5 protein-coding genes are annotated in these 12,473 nt (G+C 75.3%); all 5 read left to right on the top strand.

What is annotated here, in order from left to right; genetic code table 11:
* The first annotated feature begins 85 nt into the window (after positions 1-85).
* Entirely contained in the window at positions 86-1,798 is a 1,713-nt protein-coding gene (locus ACY5KJ_RS00920; RefSeq protein WP_462187961.1) for an ABC transporter ATP-binding protein, read from the top strand.
* Between the two features lie 137 nt (positions 1,799-1,935).
* Positions 1,936-2,232: an MbtH family protein gene (locus tag ACY5KJ_RS00915; protein WP_462202509.1), complete on the top strand. Its 297-nt coding sequence runs from the start codon at positions 1,936-1,938 to the stop codon at positions 2,230-2,232.
* Positions 2,229-7,325 carry a salicylate synthase gene (locus tag ACY5KJ_RS00910; protein WP_462202507.1) on the top strand — a complete coding sequence of 1,699 codons (5,097 nt, stop codon included), beginning with the start codon at positions 2,229-2,231 and terminating at the stop codon, positions 7,323-7,325. Before ACY5KJ_RS00915 ends, ACY5KJ_RS00910 begins: the two co-directional genes overlap by 4 nt.
* The gene (locus ACY5KJ_RS00905) at positions 7,322-8,998 is read left to right on the top strand and encodes a (2,3-dihydroxybenzoyl)adenylate synthase (protein ID WP_462187958.1); all 1,677 of its coding nucleotides are present in this window, start codon (positions 7,322-7,324) and stop codon (positions 8,996-8,998) included. The genes ACY5KJ_RS00910 and ACY5KJ_RS00905 overlap by 4 nt, the downstream gene beginning before the upstream one ends.
* A gap of 107 nt (positions 8,999-9,105) precedes the next feature.
* The coding region (locus ACY5KJ_RS00900) for a non-ribosomal peptide synthetase (protein ID WP_462202505.1) at positions 9,106-12,473 on the top strand (3,368 nt) is incomplete at its 3' end.

Raw genomic sequence — 12,473 nt, 5'->3', positions numbered from 1 at the left:
CCGGCCGGCGATGCGGCCGGCGATGCGGCCGGCGATGCGAGCGGCGATGCGAGCGGCGAGGAGATCGTCCGGGTGGGAGGCGGGGATGGCTGAGGTCCGTGTGCTGGCCGAGGAGGCGCCCACCGCAGGCGTCTTCCGGCGCTTCTGGCCCTACCTGCGCCCGCACCGGGCGATCCTGGCCGTCGCGCTGCTGGCCAGCGTGGCCAGCACGGCGGCGGTGGTCGGCATCGCCCCGGCGATCGGCTGGGGGGTCGACGCGGTGACCGCCGGCGATCAGGGCCGCCTGTGGTGGGCGGTGGCACTGATGGTCGGGCTCGTCCTGGCCCGGATGCTCCTGCTGCGCTGGTCGGAGATCCTGCTCTCGTCGGCCGGGGAGCGGGCGATCCGCGGGCTGCGCGATCTCGTCGTCGAACGCCTCGCCCGCGCGCCCTTGCGGTTCATCGAGGCCCACCGCACCGGCGACCTGCTGCGCCGGTCGACCGGCGAGATCGCCGACCTGACCCTGTTCCTGCGTGACCAGCTGCCCAACCTGCTCGGGGTCGCCCTCACCGTTGCTCTGACCACGGTGTTGCTGCTGATCTACTCATGGCTGCTCGCGCTGCTGCTCGTCGCGCTGTTCGTGCCGATGGCGGTCGCCGTGATGGTCTGGTTCAACCGGGCCGCGCCCGAGACGTTCGGCCGGCAGGCCGCGGCGGACGCCATGATGACCGCGACTTTCACCGAGTCGCTCAACGCGCACGAGGCGCTGGTCGCGCCCGGGCGGCCCGAGGAGTGGGTGCGGCGCTTCCGGGCGGACAACGACGAGCTGCTGGTCGGGGCCGACCGGACCATCGCCGTCCAGAACCGCCTGGAGCTGTTCGGGATGATCGAGGGCCTGGCCACAGCCGCGCTGCTGCTGCTGAGCGTCTGGCTGGTCCGGGCGGGGCACCTGAGCGTCGGCACGGTCGTCGTGTTCGTGATCGCGACCCGCAACCTGTTCGAGAGCATGCTCACCCTGTCCGGGCTGGCCGGCCAGGCCCAGCTGGCCCGGGTGGGCCTGGCCCGCCTGACGGACCTGCTCGAGGCGCTGCCGCCGGCCGAGCCGGCCGCCCTCGCCGTCCCGTCGGCGCGGGCCGCGTCGCCGGCGCGGTACGACCTGCCAGTTCAGGGCGACCTGGTCGCAGACGGCCTCCGCTTCGGCTACGCCGACGGTAAGGACGTGCTGCGCGACGTCTCGGTCACTTTCCCGGCCGGCGACCGGGCCGGCATGGTCGGCGTCACCGGGTCCGGCAAGACGACGCTGGCCAAGCTGCTCACCGGGCTCTACGAACCGGACGCGGGGACGGTGCGCTACGGAGGGGTCGACCTGCGGTTCGCCCCGCCGGAGCAGGTCCGGGCGCGCATAGTCCTCATCCCGCAGCAGGTGCACATCATCACCGGCACCCTGGCCGAGAACCTGGCGCTCACGCCGGGCGCGCCGGACCGGGCGGCGATGGAGCGGGCGGTCGACCTGCTCGGCTTGGCCGAGTGGGTCGACCGGCGACCGGGCGGGCTGGACGCCGGGCTGGGCGCCCGGGGGGAACGGCTGTCCGCCGGCGAGCGGCAGATCGTCGGGCTGCTGCGGGCCGCGCTGGTCGACCCACCGGTGCTGCTGCTCGACGAGGCGACCGCCGACCTCGACCCCGATGTCGCGCGCCGCCTGGAGACCGCCGTCGAGCGGTTCCGCGCGGGTCGCACATTGATCGTTATCGCGCATCGGCCGACCACCATCGAACGCCTGCCGCGGATCGTCCGCGTCGAGGCCGGCCGCCTGAACTGATCCTGCCGCCGGATGCCGGAAAAATGAGGGAATTTCGGCGGCTGACGGGGGTAGACAAACGTGGCTGTCTTAGGTAAGCCTAACTTAAAGTAAAGAGCACCTAAGTCGCGGACTGAGATCCAAGGAGACGGCACCTCATGTCGACCAACCCGTTCGATGACGAAAAGGGCAGCTTCTATGTCCTGGTCAATGTCGAGGGCCAGCACTCGCTGTGGCCGACATTCGCGCCTGTGCCGGCCGGGTGGACGACGGTGCACGGAGCCGCGAGCAGGTCGTCCTGCCTGGAGTACGTCGAGGCCAACTGGACGGATCTGCGCCCGGCCAGCCTGATTGCCCGGATGGGCGCCGACCGCCCGACCGCCGGCCGCCGGGAGACGGATGCCCCGGCTACGCAGGGCAGCGGCGACGGCGTCGGCGCCGGCGCGTCCCGATGACGGCGCCGGTGGTCTACCGCGAACGGACGGTGCCGCTCGCCGGTGATCTGCTGGCGGCGGCGGCGCGGTTCGCCCGCCATACCGCGGCGCCGGTCACCGTCTACGAGCGGGACGGCGAGTGGCACTGCGGTTCGGGCGCTCTGGCCGAGGCCGTCGTGTACTGGGACGAGATCCGCTACCGCGCGGGCGGGGACTGGCGGGTCGAGTTAGTCGACGGCGCTCCGCTGCGCACCCTGGCCCGCGTCCTGGCGGCGCTCCCGGTCGCCGGCTGGCGGGCGTGCGGCTGGGCCGGCTTCGAGCTCGGTCCCCGGGCGCTCGGGCTGCCCGGGCCGGTCATCCCCGACCCGCTCATCCACCTGGTCATCCCGGCCCGCGAGGCGCGGCTGTCGGCGACCGGCGCGCTGCTGCGCGCGGCCGAGGAGGCTGATCTGGACGCACTCGCCGAGACCCTCGGCGGTGCGGCCGCCGACGAGCCGGGCGAACCCCGGCCGCTGGCCAATCTCGACCACGACGCCGACGACTACCGGCGGATGGTCGCGCGGGCCGTCGAGGACATCCAGGCCGGCCGGCTGCGCAAGGTGATCCTCTCTCGGGTCGTCCCCGTCGACGGCGAGATCGACCTGGTCGCGACCTACGAGCGGGGGCGGCGCGGCAACACGCCGGCCCGTTCCTTCCTGCTCGATCTGGACGGCCTGCGCGCGATCGGGTTCAGCCCGGAGACCGTGGTCGAGGTCGACGCCGACGGCCGGGTCTCCACCCAACCGCTGGCCGGCACGGCCGCGTTCGACGGCGGGGACGGAGACCGGGCCCGGCGGGAGGCGCTGCTACGCGACCCGAAGGAGATCTACGAGCACGCCGTGTCCGTCCAGGCGGCCCAGGACGAGCTCCGGCCGCTGTGCGCGCCGGGCACGCTGGTCGTGGACGAGTTCATGACCGTCCTCGAGCGGGGCAGCGTGCAGCACCTGGCCTCGCGGGTCAGCGGCCGACTCGCCGCCGGCCGGGACTGTTGGGACGCGCTGGCCGCCGTCTTCCCGTCCATCACGGCGACCGGCGCGCCGAAGGACGCCGCCTGCGCGGCGATCCGGCGCTACGAGCCGTCGCCGCGCGGCCTCTATAGCGGCGCCGTGATCAGCGCGACCTCGGACGGCGCCCTCGACGCCGCCCTCGTCCTGCGGACGGCGTTCCAGCACGACGGCCGGACCTGGCTGCGGGCCGGGGCCGGCGTCCTCGGGGCGTCGCGCCCGGAACGGGAGCTGGAGGAGACGCGCGAGAAGCTACGCAGCGTCAGCCGCTTCCTCGTGCCGGCCCAGCCGGCCCGCCCGGTCCCGGCGGCGGTCGATGATCTGGAAGCGCTCGGCGATCTCGAAAGGCTCCGGCGCACCGTCGCCGAGCTGCTCGGGGAGGATCCGGCCGAGCTCGGGGACGACGACAACCTCTTCGAGCGGGGCCTCGAGTCGATCGCGCTGATCCGGGCGATCGGGGGCTGGCGGCGGGCCGGCATCAAGGTCAACTTCGCGGAGCTGGCCGAGACCCCGACCCTGGACGGCTGGTTCAAGCTGCTGGCCGGAAGGCAGCCCGCCGTCATGCTCCAGCCCGGGAGCCCCGCCGTCATGCTCCAGCCCGGGAGCGAGGAACCCGCGAGCGAGCCGGCCCCGCCCGCACCGGTGGCCGTCGCGCCGGCCGAGGCTGACGGCGCCGAGTTCCCGTTGGCGCTCATGCAGCACGCCTACTGGATCGGGCGCGGCGACGGGCAGCCCTACGGCGGCGTCGCCGCGCACCTCTACACCGAGTTCGATGGGAACGCCCTCGATCCGGCCCGGCTGGCCGCCGCGATCGAGCGGCTCATCGAGCGGCACGAGGCGCTGCGGACCCGGATCACCGACAACGGCGGCCAGGTCGTCGAACCGGCGCCCGGCTGGCGCGGCCTGATCGTCCACGACCTGCGCGACCTGGACGAGGACGCCGCCGCCACCCGGCTGGCCGCCGTCCGCGACCAGTTATCCCACCAGATGCTCGACATCGAACGGGGGGAGGTCTTCTCGACCGCGCTGAGCCTGCGGCCCGACGGCACGACCCGCTTCCACCTCGACGTCGACATGGTCGCCGCCGACGCGGTCAGCTACCGCGTGCTGCTGGCCGACCTGGCCGAGGAGTACGGGTGCCCGGACGAGGTCGCGCCCGCGCCGGCTTACAGCTACCGCCGCTACCGGGCGGAACGCGACGCTCTCCCGCGCGCGGCGGCCGAGCGGGCCCGGCGCGCCTGGCTCGACCGCCTGCCCGGCGTGCCCGGGGCGCCCCAGCTCCCGCTGGTACCGAGCCTCGGCGCCCCCGGCGAGCCCGGCGGACCGCCCCGGGTTTCCCGGCGTCACTTCCAGCTACCGCCACCCGCCCGCGAGGCCCTCGGCCGGGCGGCCCACCGGCACGGCATCACCCCGGCCATGGCCGTCGCGACCGCGTTCGCCGAAGTGCTCGGCGGCTGGAGCGCGCAGTCGCGCTTCCTCCTCAACGTCCCGCTGTTCGACCGCGAGCAGCTCCACCCCGACGTCAACCGGATCGTCGGCGACTTCACCAGCTCGGTTCTGCTGGAGATCGACCTGACCGACCGCATTCCGTTCGTCGAGCGGGCCCGCCGGATCCAGACCCGGCTGCACGCTGACGCTGCCCACGCCGACTACTCCGGCGTCGAGGCGCTCCGCGCCCTGGGCCGCCACCGGGGCGAACCGGTGCTCGCGCCGGTCGTGTTCACCAGCGCGCTCGGCCTCGGCGAGCTGTTCGATGCCTCGGTGCGCCGGGAGTTCGGCCAGCCGGTGTGGATCATTTCGCAGGGCCCGCAGGTCCTGCTTGACGCCCAGGTCACCGAGCTTGACGGGGGCCTGCTGGTCAACTGGGACGTCCGTGAGGACACGTTCGCTCCCGGCGTCGTCGACGCGATGTTCACCGCGTTCGAACGGCTCGTGCGGGGTCTGGCCGACCCCAGCCCGGCCGGCCCCGGCCCGGCGCCAGCCACGGACGGCACGGCCTGGGACCAGCCCGTCGACGGCCTCCTCGGCGAGTCCACCCGGACGGTGCGACGCCGGGTCAATGCGATCGAGGGACCGGCGTCCACCCGCCTGCTCCACGAGGAGTTCTTCGCGGCGGCGGCGCGGCGTCCGGACGCGCTCGCGCTGCTGTGGGACTCAGCGGCCGGCGGCGGCGAGTCGCCGGTGCGCCGGTCGCTGTCCTACGGCGAGCTGGCCGCCCGGGCGACGGCGGTGGCCGGCGCCCTCGCCGCCCGGGGCGTGCGGCCGGGGGACCTGGTCGGCGTCAGCTTGCCGAAGGGACCGGACCAGGTCATCGCCGTCCTCGGCGTGCTGGCGGCCGGGGCGGCCTACGTGCCGGTCGGGGTGGACCAGCTGCCGGCCCGGGTCGCGCGGATCGTCGCCACCGCCGGCTTCCGCACGGTCATCACCACGCCGTCCGCGGCGTCATCCGCAGCGCCTCCCGGGCCGGACTGGCCAGCCGGGGTGTCCCCGCTCACCCTCGACGACGCGCTCGCCGCCGGCCCGTCCGCCCCGCCCGGCACACTCACGTTGAGCGCGGCCGACGATCCCGTCCGCCTGGACGAACCGGCCTACGTTCTGTTCACCTCGGGCTCGACCGGTCAGCCGAAGGGAGTCGAGGTCGGCCACCGGGCCGCGATGAACACCATCGACGACCTGGTCGACCGGCTCGGCCTCGGCCCGGGCGACCGGACGCTGGCCGTCTCGGCCATCGACTTCGACCTGTCGGTCTTCGACATCTTCGCCCCGCTGTCATCCGGCGGCGCGGTGGTGATCGTGGACGAGGAGTCCCGCCGCGAGGCCGCCCGCTGGGCCGAGCTTATCGCGGACCACAGCGTCACGATCCTCAACTGCGTGCCGGCCGTGCTGGACCTGGTCCTGGCCACCGGGGTGCCGCTGGGCGCCAGCCTGCGCGCGGTGCTTCTGGGCGGTGACCGGGTCGGCGTCGACCTGCCCGGCCGGCTCGAGGCGGCCGTCCCCGGCTGCCGGTTCCTCGGGTTCGGCGGCACGACCGAGACCGCCATCCACTCCACCGTGTGCGAGGTCGTCGGGGGTGGGCCGGTGCCGCCCGAATGGCGCTCGGTGCCCTACGGCACCCCGCTGCGCAACGTCCGGCTGCGCGTGGTCGACGCCCTGGGCCGCGACTGCCCCGACCACGTCGCCGGCGAGCTGTGGATCGGCGGGGCCGGCGTCGCCCGCGGCTACCGGGGTGACCCGGAGCGCACGGCCGACCGGTTCGTCACCCACGGCGGCGAGCGCTGGTACCGCACCGGCGACCTCGCCCGCTACCTCCCGGACGGCACCGTCGAGTTCCTGGGCCGCCGCGACCACCAGATCAAGATCAGAGGCTTCCGGGTGGAGCTGGGGGAGATCGAGGCGGCGCTCGCCTCGCTGCCCGGCGTCCGGGCCGGGGTGGCCGTGCTGACCGGCGGCGCGGACGGGCGTCCGAGCGCGCTCGGGGCCGTCGTCGTTCCGGACGCGGGGGATGGCCCGGTTGACCCTGCCGACCCGGTTGACCCGGCGGCGGTCCGGGCCGGCCTGCGGGCCGTCCTGCCGCCGCACATGGTGCCCGACCGGGTCGTCGCGGTGGCCGAACTCCCGCTGAGCGCCAACGGGAAGATCGACCGTAAGGCGGTCGGCGCCATCCTCGAACGCGATCTCGACGGAACGCGGCCGGCCGCGGCCCCGCCAGGATCCGACCTGGAACGGGTAATCCTCTCGGTCTGGCGGGAGGCGCTGGGCCTCGACGAGTTCGGGGTCACCGAGGAGTTCTTCGCCCTCGGTGGCGACTCCGTGCTCGCCACCGCCGTGGTGGCCCGGCTGCGCGACGAGCTCGACACCGGCGACGTGTCGGTCCGAATGCTGTTCGGCGCGCCGACGGTCGCCGCGCTCGCGCGGGACCTGCGCGCGGCCGAGCCCACGCCCGGGCGGCTCGACCGCGTCGCGGCGATCGCCTGGGAGATCGCCGGCCTCTCCGACGACGAGATCGAGGAGCGGCTGCTCGGCCCGGCCGATCCCTCCGGCGCGACCGCCGCCGCCGGGACCGAACGGTGAGCGCCCCGCCGGTCACCGGTCCGCCAGTCGAGCCGGGCGCGGCGGACGGCTGGGTCCGCTGGCCGGACGAGTTCGCCCGCCGCTACGTGGACGAGGGCTACTGGCGGGGCGCCCCGCTCGGCGATCGTCTCCGGGCCTGGGCCTGCCGGTCCGGCTCGGCCACCGCCGTCGTGGCCGGTCCGCCGGCCCGGCCGGTCCGGCTCTCCTACGCCGACCTCGACCTGGCCGCCGATGACCTGGCCGCCGGCCTCGCCCGGCTCGGCCTCGCCCCCGGCGACCGCGTCCTGGTCCAGTTGCCCAACCGCGCCGAGTTCGTGACGCTGCTGTTCGCGCTGCTCCGGCTGGGCTCGATCCCGGTGCTCGTGCTGCCCGCGCACCGCCGGGTCGAGATCGAGCACCTGGCCCGGCTGTCCGGCGCCGTGGCCTACGCCATCCCGGACACGCACGAGGGTTTCGATCATCGGGCGCTGGCCCAGGAGATCGTCGCCACGGTCCCGTCGGTGGGTCATGTGCTGGTGGCCGGTGAGGCCGGTCCGTTCACCGGCCTCGACGCCGTAGCGGCGGCCGGGGCCGCCGCTCGGGCCGGCGGGCAGGCCGCGCCACCACCGGTGCCCGAGCCGGCCGGCGTCGCGGTGCTGCTCATCTCGGGCGGCACGACCGGCAAGCCCAAGCTTATCCCGCGCACCCACTGGGACTACGCGTACAACGCGGAGGCCAGCGCCCGGCTGTGCGGGCTGACCAGCGACGACGTCTACATGGTCGCGCTGCCCGCCGCGCACAACTTCCCGCTGGCCTGCCCGGGCATCCTGGGAGCGCTCGGCGTCGGCGCGACGGTGGTCCTGGCGCCATCCCCCAGCCCCGAGATCGTCTTCGAGCTCATCGCCCGGGAACGGGTCACGGTGACCGCCCTCGTCCCGGCCCTGGCCCGGATCTGGGTCGACGCCGCCGGATGGGAGGGGCCGGACACCGCCAGCCTGCGCCTGCTCCAGGTCGGGGGCGCCCGCCTGGACGCCGAGCTGGCCCGGCGCATCCCGACGGTCCTCGGCCCGCGCGTTCAGCAGGTCTTCGGCATGGCCGAGGGGCTGCTGAACTACACCCGCCCGGACGAGGACGACGAGCTCGCCTTCACCACCCAGGGCCGCCCGCTCGCGCCCGCCGATGAGATCCGGATCGTCGACCGCGACGGCGCCGACGTGGCGCCCGGCGAGATCGGCGAGCTGTGGACCCGCGGCCCCTACACCGTGCGCGGCTACTACCGGGCCGTCGAGCACAACGCGACCGCGTTCAGCCCCGACGGCTTCTACCGCACCGGCGACCTCGTCCGGCTGACGGCCAGCGGCAACCTGGTCGTCGAGGGACGGCTCAAGGACGTCATCAACCGGGGCGGCGAGAACGTCTCCGCCACCGAGCTCGAGGAGCACCTGCTCGCCCACCCGTCGATCGCCCAGGCCGCCGTCATCGCAGCGGCGGACGAGCAGGCCGGCGAGAGCGTCCGCGCGGTGGTCGTCCCGAGGCCCGGGGCGACGCTGACCCTCAAGGCGGTCAAGGCGTACCTGCGCGAGCGCGGGCTGGCCCGCTTCATGCTCCCCGACCTGCTCACGATCGTCGACACGTTACCGCTCACCCCCGTCGGAAAGATTGACAAGCGGGAGCTGCGCCGCCGTCTCGGTTAGCGCCGCCGGGCGACGGCGCGGGCGCGGGCCCTCAGCCACGCCCGCCTCCCCTAGGCCGTATCGGAAGCCGCACCGCTGGAAGCCGCACCACTGGAAGGACGTGCATCGTGGCGAGTCCCGACTCCGCGCAGCGCAAACGCGAGCTGCTCCGCCGCCGGCTGGCGGCCGAGCGACTGACGCGCGAGCCAGCCAGCGGCGCCGGCCCCCGGCCGCGACGGGAGCCCGGCCGGGGCTACCCGGCCAGCCCGGGACAGCGCCGGATGTGGTTCCTGTCGCGGCTCGACCCGGGCAGCGCCGCCTACACGATCTCAGCCGGGTTCGAGCTGACCGGCCCGCTCGACGTCGATGCGCTGCGCCGGGCGCTGCTCTCCGTCGCCCGCCGGCACGAGATCCTCCGCACGACCTACCGGGTCACCCCGGACGGGCAGCTCGAGCAGGTGCTCCGGGACGACATCGAACCGGCGTGGCTCAGCGTGGACCTGACGACCGTGCCCGCCGAGGAGCGGGAGGAGCGCGCACGGGAGATCGCGCTGCGCGCGGCCCGGCGCCCGTTCGACCTCACCGCCGAATCGCCGCTGCGGGTCACCGTGCTGCGCCACGGCCCGCTCCGGCACCTGCTCGCGGTGGCCGCCCACCACATCGCCTGGGACGACGTGTCCTGGGACGTCTTCTTCGGTGACCTGCTGGCCGCCTACGACCGCCGGGACGGCGACGGCCCGCCCGCCACCGTCTCGTTCATCGACGCGGCCGGGCCGGCAGCCGAGACGGCTGCCCGCCCGGCCGGGCGGGCCTACTGGCGGGAACGGCTGCTCCCGCTGGCCGATCCGGTACGCCTGCCCGAGCCGAGCCCAGATGACCCGCAGCCGGGCCAGCCGCAGCCGGCCGACCCGCCGGCCGGCCGTCGGCGCGACGCGGGCCGGCAGGTCGTCCATCACGCCCCGGCCGAGCTGGCCGGCCAGGTGCGGGCGTTCGCCGCCCGGCACGGCGCGACGCCGTTCGTGGTGCTGCTCGCCGCCTACGCGGCCCTGATCCACCGGGCCACCGGCGCCACCGACATCACCGTCGGCTCGCCCGTCGTCAACCGGGACGGCGCCGGGACCGACGGCGTCATCGGTTACTTCGGCAACACCATCTGCCTCCGGCTCACCGTCGGCCCGGCCGACACGTTCACCGAGCTGGTCGCCCGGACCCGCGAGGTGTGCCGGGGCGCCCTCGCGCACGCCGACGTCGACCTGGCCGACGTCGCGCGCGAACTCAACCCGGACCGCTCCGACGGCGTGTCCAGCCTGTTCAGCACGATGTTCGCCGTCCGCTCGCCGGCCGCTGCCGCCCTCCACCGCACTGACCAGGACGGCCGGGACCTGCGCGGCGAGCGCCGCCCGCTGCCCAACGGCACCGCCCAGTTCCCGCTGATGGTGGTGGCCGAGTTCGGCGGGGACGGCGGCTTTGGCCCGCTCGAGTTGGAGACGACCTACCAGCCGGGCTCGGTGTCGGCGGCGTTCGCCGGCTCGGTGGGCCCGCGGCTGGAGCGGCTGCTGGCCCGGGCGCTGGCCGAGCCCGGCACGGCGATCGGCCCGATCGACCTGCTCGGCTCGGCCGAGCGTGACCGGGTGCTGGTCGACTGGAACGACACCGCCGGGCCCAGCCCGACCGAGCCGTGGGTGGCGCTGTTCGCCGCTCGGGCCGCGGCCAGCCCCGACCGGACGGCGCTGGTCACCGCCGAGCGGACCCTGACCTACGGTGAGCTCGCGGCGGCGGCCGACGCCTTCGGGCGCCGGCTGGCCAGGCGCGGCGCCCGGCCCGGTTCCATTGTCGGGATCGCGCTGCCCCGCTCGGTCGACCTGGTCGTCGCGCTCGCCGGCGCCGCCCGGGCCGGCGCCGCCTACCTCCCGATCGACCCCGACTACCCGGCGGACCGGATCGCGTTCATGATCGAGGACGCGGCCCCGTCGGTGCTGGTCACCACGGGATCGCTCGCCGCGCGGCTGCGGGTCGCGCCCGGGACGCGGCTCGTCCTGATCGACGAGGCCGAGCCCGAGGCCGAGCCCGAGCCCGAGCCCGAGGCCGGCGCCGCGGCGGTGCCGGCCGCTGGATCGTGGCCGCCCGCCGTCGACGCGGACAGCCCGGTCTACGTGATCTACACGTCGGGTTCGACCGGCCGGCCGAAGGGCGTCCTGGTCGGCCACCGGTCCCTGGCGAACTTCCTGTCGTCGTTCGCCGAGACCGTGGGTATCGGGTCAGCCGACCGGGTCCTGGCCGCGACCACGCTGGGCTTCGACCCGAGCACGGTCGAACTGCTCGCCCCGCTGACCGTCGGCGCCTCGATCCATCTCGTCGAGGGCGGGGCGGCCCGCGACCCCTCGGAGCTGGCCCGGCTGCTGACCGCGGGCGCGGTGACGCTGGCCCAGGCGACCCCATCGCGCTGGCGATCCATCCTTGACGCGGCTGCTGGGCCCTACCCGCGGGTGCGGGTCCTGTGCGGCGGCGAACCGCTGCCGGCCGACCTCGCCCGCGAGCTCACCGCCCGCGCGGAGAGCCTGACCAATCTGTACGGGCCGACCGAGACGACGGTCTGGGCGACGACCGGCCCGGTGCGAAGCGCCGACCGTGGGCGGCCGACGGTCGGCCGCCCACTGCGCAACACCCGGGCCTACGTGCTGGACGGCGCTCTCATGCCGGTACCGCCGGGCGTCGTCGGCGAGCTGTACCTTGCCGGCGTGGGCGTCGCCCACGGCTACCTGGCTCGGCCGGCGCTGGGTGCGTCCCGTTACGTCGCCAGCCCGTTCGGGACCGGCGAGCGGATGTACCGGACCGGCGACCTCGCCCGGTGGACGGCTAGCGGCGAGCTGGTCCTGGCCGGCCGCTCGGACGATCAGGTCAAGGTCCGCGGCTTCCGGGTCGAGCCGGGTGAGATCGAGGCGGTGCTCGACCGCCACCCGGCGGTCGCCCGCTGCGCCGTGGTCGTCCGCGAGGACGGGCCGGCCGGCCGGGCGCTGGTCGCCTACGTCATCCCAGCCGGGGCGGCAGCGGACGAAGCCGGCAGCGGGGCGCTCGCGGCGGCGCTGCGCGCCCACGTGGCGGCGGCGCTGCCCGACTACATGGTGCCGGCGGCCTTCGTAGCGATGCCCGCGCTGCCCACCACCCCCGGCGGGAAGCTGGATCGCCGCGCGCTGCCCGCGCCCGATTTCCGGGCGGCGGCCCGGTCCGGCCGGGCTCTGCCTGCTCGGGCTCCGGCCACCCGGACCGAGGCGGTCCTGCGGGACGTCTTCGCGGCCGTGCTCGGCCAGCCCGACGTCGGCGTCGACGACTCGTTCTTCCAGCGGGGCGGCGACAGCATCCTGGCTTTCGCCGTGGTCACCCGGGCGGCTGCCGCCGGCGTGACGGTCGAGCTGGCCGACGTGTTCGCCGCGCCGACCGTCGCCGGCCTGGCCGCAGCGGCGGACGCCTCGGCCCCCGCGAACCAGGCGCTTTCAGA

Source organism: Frankia sp. CcWB3, assembly GCF_977927595.1.
This window is presented reverse-complemented; position numbering and strand designations above follow the sequence as displayed.

What these genes read in the sequence shown, in the direction of transcription:
- ACY5KJ_RS00920 (WP_462187961.1), top strand. Translation starts at nt 86, where the DNA reads ATGGCTGAGGTCCGTGTGCTGGCCGAGGAGGCGCCCACCGCAGGCGTC.
- ACY5KJ_RS00915 (WP_462202509.1), top strand. Translation starts at nt 1,936, where the DNA reads ATGTCGACCAACCCGTTCGATGACGAAAAGGGCAGCTTCTATGTCCTG.
- ACY5KJ_RS00910 (WP_462202507.1), top strand. Translation starts at nt 2,229, where the DNA reads ATGACGGCGCCGGTGGTCTACCGCGAACGGACGGTGCCGCTCGCCGGT.